A 16202-nucleotide genomic window follows, 5' to 3' on the forward strand; every position below is an offset into this window, starting at 1 on the left:
CATGGGTGTCGTCGCCCGGGATGGTCCCCCGCCGGGGCGTCTCCGGGGTACTGCCCGACCGGTGGGTTTCCCCGGTGGGGCGAGGCGCGCGGCGAGCTCAGCCGCCGAGGGTCGCCTTGATCTCGGTCTTCAGCACCTTGCCGACCTTCGAGCGCGGCAGGTCCGGCCACACCTCGACCTGCTTCGGTGTCTTCACGCTCCCGATGCGTGCCTTGACGAACGCCTGCACCTCGGTGACGTCCAGCTCCTCGCCGGGCCGCACCTGCAGGACGGCGGTCAGCCGCTCGCCCCACGTCTCGTCCGGCAGCCCGATGACGGCGCAGTCGGCGACCGCCGGGTGGGCCATCAGCGCCTGCTCGACCTCGGTCGAGTACACGTTGAAGCCACCGGTGATCACCATGTCCTTCGCCCTGTCGACGATGTGCAGGAAGCCCTCCTCGTCGAGGAACCCGATGTCGCCGGTGTGGTGCCACCCGTGGGCCGACGCCTCGGCGGTCGCGTCGGCGTCGCGGTAGTAGCCCCGCATCACCAGCGAGCCGCGGACCACGATCTCCCCGCGCTCGCCGGTCGGCAGCAGCCGGCCGTCGTCGTCCATCAGCGCCACGGTGACGAGGGGGGTGGGGCGTCCGGCCGAGGAGAGCCGGGACGTCGCGATCCCACCGTCGGCGCCGAAGTGGTCCGAGGGCGGCATCACCGAGATCATCATCGGCGCCTCGGTCTGCCCGAACAGCTGCGCCATCGGCCAGCCCCGCTCGAGCGCGTCGGTGAGACGACGCGTCGACATCGGCGCGGCGCCGTACCAGAAGCACTGCAGGCTCGAGAGGTCCGTGGTCGCGGCGTCGGGGTGGTCCAGCACCATGTAGACCAGCGTCGGCGGCAGGAACGTGTGCGTCACCCGGTGCTCCGCGACCCGCGCCAGGAACCCGCCCACGTCGGGAGCGCGCATCACCACGATCGATCCGCCCGAGGCCAGCACCGGGAAGCACAGGACGCCCGCGGCGTGCGTGAGCGGCGCGAGGGCGAGGTACGTCGGGCGCTGCGGCAGCGTCGGCCACGGGTAGCTCATCAGCGTGAGCGCCGTCATCGTCTCGAGGTTCGTCCGGGTCAGCATCACGCCCTTCGGGCGGCCCGTCGTCCCGCCGGTGCCGACGAGCATCGCGAGGTCGTCCTCGGCAACGACGTCCACCGGCCCGCCGCCGTCGCCGAGGGCGAGGAAGTCGTCCCACGTCAGCGCCCACCCGACCTCGCCGTCGAGGCAGACCAGGGTGGTGACGGCGGGAAGGTCGCCGCGGATGGCGTCGACCAGCTCGGCGTACGCCGCGGCGAAGACGAGCGCGGAGCAGTCGAACAGGTCGAGCAGCTCGCGGTTTTCGGCCGCCTCGTTGCGGGGGTTGACCGGGCACCACACCGCACCGGCCCGGCTGATCCCCAGGACGGTGGCGAAGGCGACGGGGTCGTTGGCCGACAGCACCGCCACCTTCGCCCCCGGCCCGACGCCGCGGGCGTGCAGGGCGCCCGCGACGCGGCGGGTCAGGGCGACCACCTCGTCGTAGGTCCACGTCACGCCGTCGCAGACCAGGCAGGGGGCGTCCCCACCCAGCGAGGCGCCCTTGTCGAGGTGGTCGACCAACCGCACCGACCCCGTCATCGGACGGGTGCTCACATCCCCATGCCGCCGTCGACCGGCAGGCCGATGCCGTTGACGAACCGCGCGGCGTCCGAGGCGAGGAACACGACCGCGTCGGCCATGTCCTCGACGGCGCCGAGGCGCCCGGACGGCGTCAGCTCGACGACGGCGCCCACGGCCTCCTCGGCCGAGCCGAACAGGCCGAGGCGGGCCATGTCGTTGGCCAGTCCGGCGCCCATCTCGGTCGGGACGAGGCCCGGGTAGACGCAGTTCACGCGGATGCCGAGCCCGAGCTTGCCGGACTCCATCGCCGCGACCCGGGTGAGGCGGTCGACGGCGGACTTGGTCGCCGAGTACGCCGAGATCGCCGGGAACGCGATGGTCGCGGCGACCGAGGCGATGTTGATGACCACGCCGCCGCCCTCGGCGTGCCCGGCGGCCCCACCGGGGCCCATGGCGCGGAAGGCGTGCTTGATGCCCAGCGTCGTGCCGAGGACGTTGACCGTCAGCATCTTCATGACGTCGTCGGGGTCCACGTTCATGATCAGGTCACTGATCTCGACGCCCGCGTTGTTCACGACGACGTCCAGGCCGCCGGCCTGCTCCACGGCCGCGCTGATGGCCGCCTCCCACGACGACTCGTCGGTGACGTCGAGGTGCACGAAGTGCCCGCCCACCGACTCGGCGACCTTGCCGCCGAGCTCGTCCTGCACGTCGGCGACGACGACGGTCGCGCCCGCGGCGGACAACGCCCTCGCCATGCCCTCGCCGAGGCCCTGGGCGGCCCCGGTGACGAGGGCGGTGCGTCCGGTCAGGTCGAGAGAGGTCATGGGGGCTCCTTCGTCGGGGCGGTGTGGTGTGCCTCACACAAACCCAGCGACCACGGAGGTGTCAACGATCGTCTGGACGGTTGTCAAGACATTGAGAAACGGGCCGTACGGCGGGGGGTACCGTCCGCCCCATGACCTCCGCCGCCGTCCGCCGCACCCCGGCGGAGAAGCACGAGGAGCGCCGTCGCGCCCTCGCGGAGTCGGCGCTCACCACCCTCGGCGAGCTCGGCTACGCCCGGGCCAGCCTGCGCGAGATCGCCGCCAACTCGGCGTTCTCCCACGGCGTCGTCCACTACTACTTCACCGACAAGCTCGACCTGATCGTCACCTGCGTGCGGCAGTACAAGGCGACCTGCGTGCACCGGTACGACGGCGTCGTCGACGAGGCCACCACCCCCGACGGCCTCGCCCGGGCGTTCGCGTCGGCGCTCGTGCGCAGCGTCGTCGACGAGGCCCCGATGCACCGGCTCTGGTACGACCTGCGCGCCCAGGCGATGTTCACCGACGAGCTCCGCGAGGCGGTGCTCGCGATCGACGCCACGCTCGAGGAGATGGTCTGGCGCGTCGTCGAGCGGTACGCCGACCTCGCCGGCGCGGCACCCGTCGTCGGCCCCGCCGCGGCGTACGGGCTGCTCGACGGGCTCTTCCAGCAGGCCCTGCTCGGCCACCTCACCGCCCGCCCCGGCGCGCTCGCCCCACTGGAGGGGGAGGTCGTCCGGCTGCTGCCGACGCTCGTGGCCCCGGTGGGTCACCACCGACACGCACCCCTCGCGCCGCCGTGACGACAACCTTCGTGGCGAGGTTTGGGCGCCCGGGGGCCGGGTAGACCCCTGAGGGCCGGCACAGGCGCGTTCGGGGGAGTGCGCAGGGCACGGCCGTCCGGGTGACGACGCTCGCGGGGGAGCCGTCGTCACCCGGACCTCCTTCGTCGGGGCCCGGTCGGCCTAGCGGTCGCCGCCGAAGACCGCGCCGAACGCGTCGACGGGGCCGAAGCCGGTGACCGGGCTGAAGCCGGTGCCGAGGGTGTTCCTCATGCGGCCGGCGACCTTGTCGCCGTTCGCGAACGTGGCGACGAACTTCAGCCCCTTCTGCCCGCCCCCGCCGCCGGGCAGGCGGACGGCGCCGCCGAGCTCGTCGGCGGAGTCGCCGCCCTGCGGGGCCAGGTCGCCGCCGGGGAAGCGCAGGTCGCGGTCGATGCCGAAGTTCACGCCCTGACCGCCCCGCAGCGGCACGCCGAAGGTGACCCGGAGCCGCTCGTAGAACGGCGTCGAGCCGACCCGGTCGATGGTGCGGCCGATGACGGAGCGCTTCTGCACCCCGCCGGTGGTGGCGCCGACCGTGAACGGGAACCCGCCCTCGACCCACGCACCGGGGCCGCCCGCGGCTCGCGGGTCGAACACGAGACCGGCCGACGGGGCCTTCGCCGTCCGGCCGAGGGCGGTCGGGCTGGCCGTCCGGCCCACCAGCGTGACGGACCGCAGCGGCACGTCGCCGTCGTAGCTGACCCGGAAGAAGTTCGGGTCGTCGAGCGACGCCGGGCTGGCCGACCGGCCGCCGAACGCCTCGGACCCCTTCGCCGACAGGGTGACGCCGCCCGCCGTGCCCGACGCGCGGAACGGGTCGAGGTCGTGGCGGTAGGCCGTCTGCTTCATCGTGCGGTCGACCTGCGCCGGGCTCAGCGACCCCGGCCCGCCGGCGCGGTCGATCATGAGCGCGGCGATCGCCGCGGCCTGCGGCGCGGCGGCGCTGGTGCCGAAGAAGTTCGGGAAGTCGTCGGGGTCCCGCGGGTCCTCCGGGCGGTAGAAGAAGGTCGTGTTGCCGCCGTCCGTGGAGGTCACGTCGGGCTTGCGGCGGACCTCGGGCTGCTCGAGCCGCTGGTTGTCCTCGTCGAAGTAGTAGCGCATCGCGCCGCCGGGGGAGGTGAACGTCTCGGCCAGGTACGGCGCGAACGGGTCCATCGCCGCGACTCCGATGGCCGCCTTGGTCGCGGGGTGGCCGTACGTCGCAGGAGCCGTGGGGGAGAAGTACTCGGCGGTGAGGAGGCCGCCGTTGTTGATGTAGCCGATCTCCTGCACCGGGGTCCGGCCGGTCGTCTTCCGGGCCAGGACGAGCTGCAGGCTCGTGAACTCGTCGTCCGACAGCGACAGGCTCGCGAGCTCGCCCGGGCGGCCGGTGATGGTGTTGTCCTCGTCGATGGCCCCGAGGTAGTCCCCGTCGGGCGAGAAGACCAGCGCGGCGAAGTCCGTCGAGGTGTCGCTCGGGGCGACGACCGGGGCGGCCTGGACGGTGAAGCGGCCCGTGGCGCCCTGGAACCCCGTGACGGTCACGGTGTAGCGGCCGGGGCGGGCGTCGTCGATCGGGACCACCTCGGGAGAGGTGATGGTGTCGACCGGGCCGACCTCGAAGCCGTTCGGGCCCCGCACGGAGACCACGACGTCGGTCGTGCCGGTCGGCACGCCGTCCACGGTCACGAGCAGCGACTCGCCCGCGTCGGCCTCGGTGACCCGGAAACCGAAGTCGAGGCCCTCGTCGGTGTTCGCGTCGGTGAGGCGGCCGGAGTCCTCGAGCAGCGGCTCGCCGAGCTCGGGGCCGTCGGGGTCGACCGGGTCGCTCCACTTCAGGTTCAGCAGGCCGCCGCCGGGGTCGAGCTCGAGCGTCTGGGCGACGTCCACCCCGCCGCGGGTGTTCATGTCCTGCAGGCCGCCGGCGTACAGCGCCGGGTCGACGTCGCTCAGGTCCAGCCCGGCCGCGCGGGCCGCGGCGGGCACGCGGGAGCGGGGCACCAGGCTCACGCGGGAGCGCCAGGCGTTCTGGTCGCCGGCGTTGCCGGCGGAGGAGAAGTAGGCGACCCCGTCCGCGGTGACCTCCTCCACGGCACGACCGATGACGTCGTCGGAGAAGAACGGCGCGGAGAAGTAGCTGATGTCGTCGACGATCACGTCGGCGTCGCACGGTCCCTCGGGGTCGGAGAGGGCGCGGATGTTGTCCGCGAAGCCGATCTCCCCGGTGAAGGCGGTCGCGAAGCACAGCTTCGCGGCAGGCGCGGTGTCGTGGACGATCTGCGCCATGCCCCGGCCCTCGTCGGTGGCGGTCGGGTCCTCGTAGTCCTCGATCACCACCACCGGCTGGGTGTTGCCGTCGGGGTTGCCCCGCCCGGGCAGGTCGCCGGACCGGACGTCGTCGCGGGCGCTGGTGATGGGCTCGCCGTCGAACCCGACCCTCGCCTGGTCGTAGGAGTCGGAGAGGATGCCGACGGTCACGCCCTCGCCGTCCACGCCCCGGCGCAGCACCCGGTCGACCCCCTGGAACCCGACGCCCTGGTAGGTCACGTCGCCGGCGTGCGTGACCGGCTTCGGCACCTGCGCGATCGTGCCGAGCTGGGGCAGGGCCGCGAGGTCGGTGACGGCGGACAGTGGCGCGAAGCCCTCGAGGACCCCGGTCTCCTCGTCGACCGCGGTCTCGACGAACCCGAGGTCGTCCGCGGCACGGCGCAGCGCCCCGGCCGAGGCCCCGTCCGCGGGCGCGACCTGCACGAGCACCCGGCCCTCGTCGTCGCGGATCGCGAGCGACTCCTGGTCGACCTCGAGCCCACCCCCGAGCCCGGGTGCGCTGCGCGCGCCGAGCTCCTCCTGCGCGAGCAGACGCCCGAGGCCGTTGCCGAGGGTGTCGTCGACGGCGTCCGCCGAGGACGCCGGCGCCAGGGGCAGGGCCACCGTGCCGACGCTCGCGCTGGTGGGCACCAGCTGGGTCAGACCGGCCGCGACGACCGTCGCGGTGGTGAGGGCGGCCGCGCGCCGCAGTGTCGTCATGGCGCGCAGTCAATACCCGGGCGCCGACACCGCGCCAGTGCCTCGTTGCGACACACAGGCAACCGTGTCGTGCGCCCGTTGACAGATCCTGTGGCGGCAGCCACAGTAGGGACAACCTGTTCGTACAAGTCGTACGACGTGTGTCCGACGCCGATGGAGTCCCATGTCCCACCCCGCAGCCGAGAAGACGATCGTCCCGCTCTACGACACGATGAACCGCATCCCGGGCGGGCTGATGCTCGTGCCGCTGGTGCTCGGGTCGGTCGTCGGCACGTTCGCGATGCCCGCCCTCGACATCGGCAGCTTCACGACGGCGCTGTTCAAGGACGGCGCGCTGGCTCTCATCGCCCTGCTGATCTTCGCGACCGGCACCCACGTCACCCTGCGCACCAGCGGGCCGGTCCTCGCGCACTCGGCGGTCATCCTCGTCACCAAGTCGCTGATCCCGGCGTCGCTCGTCGTGGGGCTCGGACTGGTCGTGGGGATCGACGGGATCGCGGGCGTCTCGATCCTCGCCCTGCTGGTCGCCGTGGACAACTCCAACGGCGGCCTGTGGCTGGCCTTCACCGGGCGGTACGGCGACAAGCGCGACCGCGGCGCCTACATGGCCTCCGCGCTCAACGACGGCCCGTTCTTCTCCATGCTCTTCCTCGGCGCGTCCGGGCTCGCGGCGATCCCCGGCCTGCTGCTCCTGGGCGCGGTGCTGCCGTTCCTGCTCGGCATGCTGGTCGGCAACCTCGACCCGAAGTGGCGCGAGGTGATGCGCCCGACGCCGTCGATCGTCATCCCGTTCTTCGCGTTCGCCCTCGGCACGGGGATCGACCTCGGTGCCGTGGTCGCCGGCGGTGCCTCCGGCCTGCTGGTCGGCGCGATCGTCGCGCCGGTGACCGGCCTGTTCGTCTACCTCGGCTACAAGATCGTGCTGCGCCGCGGCGCCAAGAGCGGCCTCGGCTTCGCCGCCGGGACGACGGCCGGCAACGCCATCGCCACCCCCGCGATCGTCGCGGCCGCCGACCCCGCCTTCGAGCCGTACGTCGCGACCGCCACCGCGCAGGTCGCCGCCTCCGCCCTCATCACCGCGATCCTCGCCCCGGTCATCGCCGCCTGGGTGCTCAAGCGGGAGGGTGGTCTCACCGTCGTCGACGAGGACGGCGTCGAGCTCGCCGAGGAGGTCAAGGCGTGACCGCAGCCGCTCCCAGGGCGGACGCCCGGGTGCTGGTGGTCGCCGACGACCTGACGGGCGCCAACGACTGCGGCGTCCAGTTCGCCGCCGCCGGCTGGCCCAGCACGCTGCGGATGGGCGGGCGGGACGCCGCCCCCGCGGCGGGCATGACCGCCGTGTCGACCGACGCCCGCGCGCTGTCGGACGACGACGCTGCGGCGGCCACCCGCGCCGCCGTCGAGGCGGAGTCGCCGAGCCCCGACGACCACGTGTACCTCAAGGTCGACTCGACCCTGCGCGGGTCGGTGGCCGGGCAGGTGGCCGGGGCGCTCGCCGCGCGGCGCCGCGTCCGCGGCGACGCGTTCGTCGTCCTGTGCCCGGCGTACCCCGCCATGGGCCGCGAGGTCCGCGACGGCGTCCTCACCGTCGACGGCGCCCCGGTGACGCAGTCGCCCGCGGGCCGCGACCCGGTCACCCCGGTGCGCCACGACCTGGTCACGGACCTCGTGCCGGGTGCGTTCCCGGTCCCGGCTCCCGCCGGCGACGACCCCGCCGCCACCGCCGCCGTCTGGGCGGCCGCCGGCGCCGACGTCGTCGCCGTCGACGCCCGCGACGCCGCCGACCTCGCCCGGGTCGCCGCCGTGGTGGTCGCGCTCGGGCCCCGCGCCGTCCCGGCCGGTTCCGCCGGGCTGGCCGCGCCGCTGGCCCGGTTGTGGGGCACCGACGCCCCGGCCGGGCCCGCCCCGTCGACCGCCCGTCGTCCGCTGGTGCTCGTCTCCTCGCACCACGCGACCGCCCGCGACCAGGTGGCCGCGCTGCTCGCCGACCGCGGGGACGTCGTCCACGCGCCCACCCGGTCCGACGACCTGCTGGGCGCCGAGGCCGACCCGCCCGCTCCCGCCGGCGGCGGCCCGGTCGTCCTCGTCTCACCGGACGAGCGCGCCGAGCCCGGCCGCAGCGCCGCCCTGGCCGCCGCGCTCGGTCGCCGTACGGCGGCGTGGCTGCGCGACGGCGCGTTCGACGCCGCCGTCCTGGTCGGCGGCGACGGCGCCGAGGCCACGCTCCGTGCGGCCGACGCGCACGGCATCCGCATCCACGGCCGACTGCTCGAGGGCGTGCCCCACGGGCAGGTGGCGGGTGGGGTCCTCGACGGCCTCACCGTCGTCACCAAGGCCGGCGGCTTCGGCGACCCGCAGACCCTCACCACCCTGCTCGACACCCTGACGACCCCGCGCACGACGACCTCGGAGGATCCCCGATGACCCGCACCCCCGTCCTGGCCCTCACCCTCGGCGACGTGGCCGGCATCAGCCCCGAGATCACGGCGCGGACGATGCTCCACCACCCCGACCTGCGCGAGAAGGCCGTGCCGGTCGTGATCGGCGACGCCGACGCGCTGCGCCGCGGCTGCGAGGTGGTGGGGGAGGACCCGGCCAAGGTGCGCGTGCTGGACGACGTCCGCGACGCCACCAACGACCCCGACACGCTCGAGGTGCTGCAGGCCGGGCCGTCGCTGGGTCACGTGCCCTTCGGCGAGCTCCACCCCGACGCCGGGGACGGCTCCCACCGCTTCGTGGTCACCGCCTGCGAGCTCGCCAAGCAGGGCGCCGTCGACGCCATCGTCACCGCGCCGCTGAACAAGGCGGCGATGCACGCGGGCGGCCACCAGTACCCCGGCCACACCGAGCTGCTCGCCCACGAGTTCGGCGTCGAGAACTTCTCGCTCGTGCTGTCGGCCGGCGACCTCTACTTCTTCCACCTCACCACCCACGTCTCGCTGCGCCGCGCCATCGACGACGTGACCCCGGAGCGCACGGACGCCGTGCTGAAGCTGGTCGGCGCGTTCACGAAGGCCCTCGGGAGGCCGGACGAGCGGATCGGTCTCGCCGGGCTCAACCCGCACGCCGGGGAGAACCGCATCTTCGGCGACGAGGACGCCGACGTCCTCGCGCCCGCCGTCGAGCGGGCCCGCGCCGCCGGCCTCGAGGTGCACGGGCCGCTGCCCGCGGACGCGCTCATCCCGCAGGCGGTCAACGGGAAGTGGAACCTCGTGGTCGTCTGCTACCACGACCAGGGCCACGCGCCGTTCAAGGCGGTGTACGGCGACGAGGGCGTCAACATCACCGTCGGCCTGCCCGTCGTCCGCGTCTCCGTCGACCACGGCACCGCGTTCGACATCGCCGGCCAGGGCGTCGCCCGGGAGGCCAGCCTCGTGCTCGCCGCCGAGCGCGCCGCCGCGCTGGCGCCCGGCTGGGACCACGTGTGGCGCACCGCCCAGGAGACCGCGGACCAGGTCGCCGGCTGACCTAGCCTGACGCCCATGGCCCGGACGCCCCTGCACGCGCAGCTCGCGAGCCGGCTGCGCGGCCGCATCCACGACCGCGAGCTGACGCCCGGCGAGCTGCTGCCGAGCGAGAGCGCCCTGACCGAGCAGTTCGGCGTCTCCCGCTCCACCGTGCGGCAGGCCCTGGCCTCGTTGGAGAGCGAGGGGCTGGTCCGTCGGGCCCAGGGCCGCGGCACCGTGGTCGCCCCGCAGGCGGAGCTGCACCGCGACGTCGAGATGTCGTCCGGGCTCATGGACCAGCTGCAGGGAGCCGGCAGCACCACCACCACGTCGGTGCTGCGGTTCGAGCCGACGTCCGTGCCGCCGCACGCCGAGGCGCTCGGGGACGACGTCCACGTGCTCGAGCGGCTGCGGCGCGTGGACGGCCGCCCGGTCGCGTTCATCCGTACCTACCTGCCCGCCTCGGTCGCCACCGCGATCGACGCGGCCGCGCTGGAGGACGGCTCGCTGCACCAGCTCGTCCGTGCCGCCACCGGTCGCGGCGTCGCCGACGGACGCCGCACGATCCGCGCCGTCGCCGCCGCCGCGCCCCTCACCGACCGGTTGGAGGTCGCCGAGCGCGACCCGCTGCTGCTGCTCGACGGCACCAGCCTCGACCAGCGCGGGGAGGTCGTGGAGGTGTTCTCCACCTGGCACCGCTCCGACCTCGTCGCCTTCGACGTGGGCCTGCGCCCCGAGGCGCCGCCGGCGTCGTCGGCGTCGCCCGACCCCGACCTCGACCGGGTGACGCACCTGCTGGAGCAGGCCCTGGACGAGGTCAGGACCCTCCGCGGCTGACCGCCGACACCACCTCTGGACGAGCTTGTCGAGACGGCCGGACTACGAGGGTCGGTCTCGACCCCCGCCGGTCGAGCTTGTCGAGACCACACCGACCGTGAGGGTCTCGACAAGCTCGACCGGCGCGGGTTGGCGTTGTCGTTCGGCTGGTGGAGTGGGGCGGCGAGACCGCCGGCACCGCCGCCGGTCGAGCCTGTCGAGACCCTTCAGCCTGGCGGCGCCTGCCGCAGCGCGTCCCGGTCGATCGCGCGCTTGAGGATCTTCCCCGACGGTCCCTTCGGCAGGGTCGGGAGCACCTGCACGAGGTGCGGCACCTTGTAGGCGCTCAGCCGCTCCTTCGCCCAGGCGCGTAGCTCCTCGGCGTCCAGGGTGGCCCCGGGCCGCAGGACGACCGCGGCGGCGACCTCCTCGCCGTACCGCGGGTCGGGGACGCCGACCACGGCCGCCTCGACGACGTCCGGGTGGGTGTGGAGGACCTCCTCCACCTCGCGCGGGTACACGTTGTAGCCGCCGCGGATGATCATCTCCTTCAGCCGGTCGACGATCCGCAGGTCGCCGTCGGCGTCGAGGGTGCCGAGGTCGCCGGTGCGCAGCCAGCCGTCGCGGAGCACCTCGGCGGTGGCCTCGGGACGGTTCCAGTAGCCCTTCATGACGATGGGGCCCTTGACCCACACCTCGCCGACCTCGCCGGTCGGCACGGCGTGGCCGGCGGCGTCCCGCACCTCGAGCTGCATGCCGTGGACGGCGCGCCCCACCGTGCCCGGCTTCGCGTCGGCGTCCGCCGGGGTGGACGTCGCCCAGCCGGACGTCTCGGACAGCCCGTACCCCTCGCGGATGCGGACGCCGTAGCGCCGCTCGAACGCGTCGATGACCTCGCCCGGCAGCGGCGCACCGCCGGAGGACGCCGCCCGCAGCGTCCTCAGGTCCTCGTGGCCGGCGTCGCCGGGGACGTGCAGCATCGCGATCCACATCGCCGGCACGCCCGCGACGAACGTCAGCCCGTGGTCGCGGATCATCGCGACCATCGCGGCCGGGTCGAACGGGTGGAGCAGCGACACCGGCGTGCCCAGCGAGATCGCGATGTGCATGACCATGAGCTGGCCGTAGACGTGGAAGAGCGGCAGCGCGGTGCCGTTGCGGTCGACCGTCGGGTCGAAGTTCAGCTGGTGGCGCGCCGCGTCGACGAGCGCCGCGACGCCACCGACCGCGAGCTCGGCGCCCTTCGGCCGCCCGGTGGTGCCGGAGGTGTAGATGATGATCGCGGTGTCGTCGTCCGCGCGGTCGACGGGCGCGTCGACTCCGGTCGCGTCGTCGGTCCAGTCGGCCAGCGGCGGCAGCGTCCAGAACGGGAGGTTCCGACCCGCGGCCGCCGTGCTCGCCGCGGTCGCGGCCTCGTGCCAGGCGACGACCAGCGAGGCGCCGGAGTCCTCCAGCACGTAGTCGATCTCGGCGGCCGTCGCCATGACGTTCATGGTGATCAGCACCGTGCCGGCGGCGTGGAGCCCGTAGTAGGCGGCGACGAACTCGGCGCCCGTCGGCGCGACCAGCACCACCCGCTCACCCGGTGCGACCCCCGCGTCGTGCACGCGGCCGGCGTACGACGCCACGCGGTCGCGCAGCTCGCCGAAGGTGACCTCGCGGTCACCGGCGCGGACGGCCACCCGTTCGGGGTGCTCGCTGGCATGGGTGAAGACGGCGTCGGCGACGTTGCCCACAGCGGTCCTCCCTCCGAGGTCGGGACCCTGGCGACCGTACTCAGTACCTGCTCGCGAGGGACAGCGCGTTCGTGACGCCGAAGCCGTCGACGGGTGAGTAGTCCTTGCCCAGGAAGGTGCCCATCCGTCCGACGAGCCGCTCGCCGTTGCGCAGCAGGGCGACGAACGTCATGCCCGGGGCGACGCCCCCGCCCGCGAGCGTCGACTGCTCCCCGAGCTGGTCCCCTGCGTTGCCGCCGGACGGCGGTCCCGGGTAGCGGAGGTCCCGGTCGATGCCGAAACGCAGGAAGCCTTCGGTGACGGGCTCGGTGAACGTGATGCGGAGGCGTTGGTGGAACGGTGTGGAACCCACGCGCCGGAGCAGCTGGGTCCGGATGTCGCCGCGGTCGATGTTGTAGCGGTAGCCGAGCGTGAACGGATAGCCGCCCTGGTCGTACCGCCCCCGCGGCCCGAGGGGGCGGGGGTCGAAGACGATGCCGCCCGAGGGAGCGCCGGGTGTCGCGCCGGGCGCGGTCGGGCCGGCCGTGTCGCCCAGCAGGGTGACGGACCTGAGCGGCACCTCGCCCTCGTAGCGCAGGCGGAACGCGTCCGGGTCGGCGATCGCGAGGTCGCTGCCGGACGTCTCGAGACCGGGGAAGCCGACCACACCCAGGCGGACGTCGTTCTCGAGGTCGTCGCTGAAGACGGTCTCGCCGGCCGAGAAGGTGAACCGGTTGTGCTCGTACCCCGACCACTCCATCGCGCGCTCCAGCGGCCCGGGGCGCAGCGAGCCGGGGCCACCCGCCTTCTGCATCGTCAGGGCGCCGACGGCGGCGGCCTGGGCGGCCGAGGCGCTGGTGCCGCCGAAGTTGGGCAGGTCGTCGGCGTCACGGACGTCGTCGGCACCGAAGAACGTCGTGTTCCCGCCGCCGATGGCAGAGATGTCGGGCTTGCGGCGCAGGTCACCGAACCTGTACCGGTCGCCGTCGGGGGAGAAGTAGTAGCGCATCTTCCCGCCGGGGGACGTCGTGGCCTCGGGGATGTACGGACCGAGGCCGTCGTGCGCGGCGACCGTGATGACGTTGTCGGACCCGGCCTGCCCGTAGATGCCCGGGTCGCGGGCGATGTAGTACTCGTCGGTGCGGATCCCGCCGTCGTTGACGTAGCCGATCTCCTGCACCTCGGTCTCGCCCCTCGAGGCCCGGGCCAGGACCAGCTGCACCGCGGTGTAGCGGGTCTCGGACCGGGAGAGCCGGGCGAGCTCCCCCGGACGGCCAGTGGCCCGGTTGTCCTCGTCGATCGCGCCGAGGTAGTCGCCGTTCGGCGCGAACAGCAGCGCGGCGAAGTCCGTCGAGGTGTCCGACGGGTCGTCGGGCGTCCCGCCGTCGGCGTCGACGAGGTCCGCCCACTGGAGGTTGAACAGGCCGCCCCCGGGCTCCAGCTGCAAGGTCTGGGCGACGTCGACCCCGCGGCGGAAGTCCATGTCCTGCATCCCGCCGGCGTAGAGGGCCGGGTCCACGTCGGAGAGGTCGAGGCCGACCTTCCGCGCGTTGGCCCGCGCCTGGGTGGGGGACAGCAGGTCGACCGCGGTCCGGAAGGTGTTCTGGCCGCCGTTGTCACCGGCGGCGGAGAAGTAGGCCACGCCCTGCCGGACCGCGACCCGTTCCGCCGCGCGCGTGATGGCGTCGTCGGAGAAGAAGGGGGAGCTGGGGTAGCGGACGTCGTCGACGATCACGTCCGCACCGCAGGGGCCGTCCGGGTCGGCGAGCGCGCGGATGTTGTCGGCGAACCCGAGCTCGCCGTCGGTCCCGGTCGCGAAGCACAGCCGTGCGCCGGGCGCGCTGTCGTGGATCACCTGCAGCATCGCGCGACCCTCGTCGCGGGAGGCGGGGTCGTCGTTGTCCTCGAGGACCACGACGGGGTCGGTGTTGCCCTCGGGGTTGCCCGCACCGGGCAGGTCGCCCGAGGCGACGTCGTCGGCGGCGCGGGTCGCGATGGGGCCGCCGTCGACCGACAGGGTGGCGGTGTCGTAGGAGTCCGACAGCACGCCGACCGTGATGCCGTCGCCGTCGATGCCCTGCTCGTTCAGCCGGTCCGCCTGCTGCAGGGCGGCGCCCTGGTAGGTCGCGTCGCCGCTGAAGGTCAGGGGACGGGGGACCTGGGAGATCGTGCCGAGGTCGTCGAGCGCGGCGAGGTCCTCGACGGCCGACAGCGGGGCGAAACCCTCCAGGACGCCGGTGGCCTCGTCGTCCGCGGTCTCGACGAAGCCGAGCCCGGTCGCCGCCTTCCGCAGTGACGTGGTGTCCCCGTCGGAGGCCGTACCGAGCTGCAGGAGGACGCGCCCCTCGTCGTCCCGGATGGCCAGGGCGTCCTGGTCGACCTGGAGGTCCCCGCCGTACCCGGGGGCACGGGGTGCGTCCTGCTGCGCGAGCAGTCGGCCGAGACCGTTGCCGAGCGTGCGGTCGAGGTCCGCCGCGGACGGCGACGGAGCGGCCGGGAGCGCGACCGTCCCGGTGCTCGCGGTCGTCGGCACGACCTGGCTCAGCGCGGTCGCGACGACGCCGGCCGCGGCGAGGGCGACGACACGTCGCAGGGGGCTCATGGCGGCAGTAGATACCCGCACACGGACATCGCGCCAGGACTATCTGGCCGGCGCGCCTCAGACCAGCGAGCGGTAGATCTCGAGCGTGCGCTCCGCGATCGCCGGCCAGCTGAACGACTCCTGGGCCCGCCGGCGCCCGGCGACGCCGTACTCCCGTGCCCGGTCGGGGTCGGACACCGCCTCGACGAGCGCCGCGCCCAGGTCGGCGACGTACCTGTCCGGATCGACGGGGGTGCCCGTGCCGTCCTGCACCTGCTCGATGGGGACGAGCCAGCCCGTCGGAGCTCCGCCGTCGGTCGAGCCTGTCGAGACCACGACCTCCGGGATGCCTCCGGTGGCCGTCGCGACGACGGCGGTCTCGCACGCCATGGCCTCGAGGTTCACGATGCCGAGCGGCTCGTACACCGACGGGCACGCGAAGACGGTCGCGGCGCTGAGCAGGGCGACGACGTCGGCGCGGGGGAGCATCTCGTCGATCCACACCACCCCGTCGCGCTCGGCGGCGAGGCCGTCGACGAGGCCGCGGACCTCGGCCATGATCTCGGGGGTGTCCGGCGCTCCGGCGCAGAGCACGAGCTGGACCTCCGGCGGCAGCTGCGCGGCGGCCCGCAGGAACAGCGGCAGGCCCTTCTGGCGGGTGATGCGCCCGACGAAGATGACGCTGGGGCGGTCGGGGTCGACGCCGTGGGAGCGGACGCGGTCCGGGTCGGAGACCGGGCTCCACAGGTCGGTGTCGATGCCGTTGTGGACGACGTGGACCCGGCCCGGGTCGACGTCGGGGTAGCTGCGCAGCACGTCGTCGCGCATGGCGGCGCTGACGGCGATGATCCCGGCGGCCGCCTCGTACGACGTCTTCTCCGCCCAGCTGGAGACGGCGTACCCGCCGCCCAGCTGCTCGGCCTTCCAGGGACGCATCGGCTCCAGGCTGTGCGCGGAGACGACGTGGGGGACGCCGTGCAGCAGCGAGGCGAGGTGGCCGGCCATGTTGGCGTACCAGGTGTGGGAGTGCACGAGGTCCGCCCCCTCGCACCCGCCGACCATCGCGAGGTCGACGCCGAGGGTCTTGATCGCGCCGTTCGCGCCTGACAGCTCGGCGAGGTCGGCGTACGCCGTCGTCCCGGCCTCGTCGCGCGGCCCGCCGAAGCAATGCACCCGCGTGTCGACCCCGTCGACCGCCCGCAGCGCCCGCACGAGCTCCGCCACGTGCACCCCCGCCCCGCCGTAGATCTCCGGCGGGTACTCCTTGGACAGCACGTCGATCCGCATGCGCCGCAATCTAGTGGCTGCGGACCTGGACCCCCGCCGGTCGAGCTCGTCGGGGCCCCGCACGACGAGGGCCACGCGCAACCACCGCCGG

Annotated in this window: 11 protein-coding genes; 5 read left to right on the plus strand and 6 right to left on the minus strand. The window is 74.0% G+C overall.

All coding sequences use genetic code 11. The features are described 5' to 3' along the window. Positions 1-97: 97 nt before the first annotated feature. Both MJ876_RS18615 and MJ876_RS18620 read right to left on the minus strand, forming a co-directional pair. Positions 98-1663 carry a long-chain fatty acid--CoA ligase gene (locus tag MJ876_RS18615; protein ID WP_240238744.1) on the minus strand — a complete coding sequence of 522 codons (1566 nt, stop codon included), beginning with the start codon at positions 1661-1663 and terminating at the stop codon, positions 98-100. Further along, positions 1660-2457 (minus strand): SDR family NAD(P)-dependent oxidoreductase, encoded by a 798-nt coding sequence (locus MJ876_RS18620; protein WP_240238746.1) that lies wholly within the window; start codon positions 2455-2457, stop codon positions 1660-1662. Before MJ876_RS18620 ends, MJ876_RS18615 begins: the two co-directional genes overlap by 4 nt. 131 nt (positions 2458-2588) lie before the next feature. Here MJ876_RS18620 and MJ876_RS18625 point away from each other — a divergent pair, with 131 nt between their 5' ends. Further along, positions 2589-3239, plus strand: coding sequence for a TetR/AcrR family transcriptional regulator (locus tag MJ876_RS18625; RefSeq protein WP_240238748.1), 651 nt, complete (start codon positions 2589-2591; stop codon positions 3237-3239). A gap of 162 nt (positions 3240-3401) precedes the next feature. On the opposite strand, the gene MJ876_RS18630 is transcribed toward MJ876_RS18625, so the two are convergent. Continuing rightward, positions 3402-6266: a S8 family serine peptidase gene (locus tag MJ876_RS18630; RefSeq protein WP_240238750.1), complete on the minus strand. Its 2865-nt coding sequence runs from the start codon at positions 6264-6266 to the stop codon at positions 3402-3404. Between the two features lie 163 nt (positions 6267-6429). On the opposite strand from MJ876_RS18630, the gene MJ876_RS18635 reads away from it, so the two are divergent. Genes MJ876_RS18635 through MJ876_RS18650 form a run of 4 tightly spaced genes read left to right on the plus strand, consistent with a single transcriptional unit; the run spans position 6430 to position 10549 of the window. Then, entirely contained in the window at positions 6430-7449 is a 1020-nt protein-coding gene (locus MJ876_RS18635) for a 2-keto-3-deoxygluconate permease (protein WP_240238752.1), read from the plus strand. Then, complete coding sequence (locus MJ876_RS18640) at positions 7446-8690, plus strand: four-carbon acid sugar kinase family protein (RefSeq protein ID WP_240238754.1); 1245 nt, start codon at positions 7446-7448, stop codon at positions 8688-8690. Before MJ876_RS18635 ends, MJ876_RS18640 begins: the two co-directional genes overlap by 4 nt. Next, complete coding sequence (gene pdxA / locus MJ876_RS18645) at positions 8687-9733, plus strand: 4-hydroxythreonine-4-phosphate dehydrogenase PdxA (protein ID WP_240238756.1); 1047 nt, start codon at positions 8687-8689, stop codon at positions 9731-9733. The genes MJ876_RS18640 and pdxA overlap by 4 nt, the downstream gene beginning before the upstream one ends. Before the next feature lie 15 nt (positions 9734-9748). Further along, a complete protein-coding gene (locus MJ876_RS18650) occupies positions 9749-10549 on the plus strand; it encodes a GntR family transcriptional regulator (protein ID WP_240238757.1) in 801 nt (266 codons plus the stop codon). A gap of 206 nt (positions 10550-10755) precedes the next feature. On the opposite strand, the gene MJ876_RS18655 is transcribed toward MJ876_RS18650, so the two are convergent. The 3 genes from MJ876_RS18655 to glgA are packed head-to-tail and all read right to left on the minus strand — an operon-like array spanning position 10756 to position 16111. After that, positions 10756-12264, minus strand: coding sequence for an AMP-binding protein (locus tag MJ876_RS18655; RefSeq protein WP_240238758.1), 1509 nt, complete (start codon positions 12262-12264; stop codon positions 10756-10758). 40 nt (positions 12265-12304) lie between these two features. Next, positions 12305-14845, minus strand: a complete 2541-nt coding sequence (locus MJ876_RS18660) for a S8 family serine peptidase (protein WP_240238759.1) — start codon at positions 14843-14845, stop codon at positions 12305-12307. A gap of 57 nt (positions 14846-14902) precedes the next feature. Next, positions 14903-16111, minus strand: coding sequence for a glycogen synthase (glgA, locus tag MJ876_RS18665; protein WP_240238760.1), 1209 nt, complete (start codon positions 16109-16111; stop codon positions 14903-14905). Positions 16112-16202: the final 91 nt, after the last annotated feature.

The sequence above is a fragment of the Nocardioides sp. CFH 31398 genome (assembly GCF_022436705.1).
GTDB lineage: Bacteria > Actinomycetota > Actinomycetes > Propionibacteriales > Nocardioidaceae > Nocardioides.

What these genes read in the sequence shown, in the direction of transcription:
- MJ876_RS18635 (WP_240238752.1), top strand. Translation starts at nt 6,430, where the DNA reads ATGTCCCACCCCGCAGCCGAGAAGACGATCGTCCCGCTCTACGACACG.
- glgA (WP_240238760.1), bottom strand. Translation starts at nt 16,111, where the DNA reads ATGCGGATCGACGTGCTGTCCAAGGAGTACCCGCCGGAGATCTACGGC.
- MJ876_RS18625 (WP_240238748.1), top strand. Translation starts at nt 2,589, where the DNA reads ATGACCTCCGCCGCCGTCCGCCGCACCCCGGCGGAGAAGCACGAGGAG.
- MJ876_RS18620 (WP_240238746.1), bottom strand. Translation starts at nt 2,457, where the DNA reads ATGACCTCTCTCGACCTGACCGGACGCACCGCCCTCGTCACCGGGGCC.
- MJ876_RS18630 (WP_240238750.1), bottom strand. Translation starts at nt 6,266, where the DNA reads ATGACGACACTGCGGCGCGCGGCCGCCCTCACCACCGCGACGGTCGTC.
- MJ876_RS18660 (WP_240238759.1), bottom strand. Translation starts at nt 14,845, where the DNA reads ATGAGCCCCCTGCGACGTGTCGTCGCCCTCGCCGCGGCCGGCGTCGTC.
- MJ876_RS18650 (WP_240238757.1), top strand. Translation starts at nt 9,749, where the DNA reads ATGGCCCGGACGCCCCTGCACGCGCAGCTCGCGAGCCGGCTGCGCGGC.
- pdxA (WP_240238756.1), top strand. Translation starts at nt 8,687, where the DNA reads ATGACCCGCACCCCCGTCCTGGCCCTCACCCTCGGCGACGTGGCCGGC.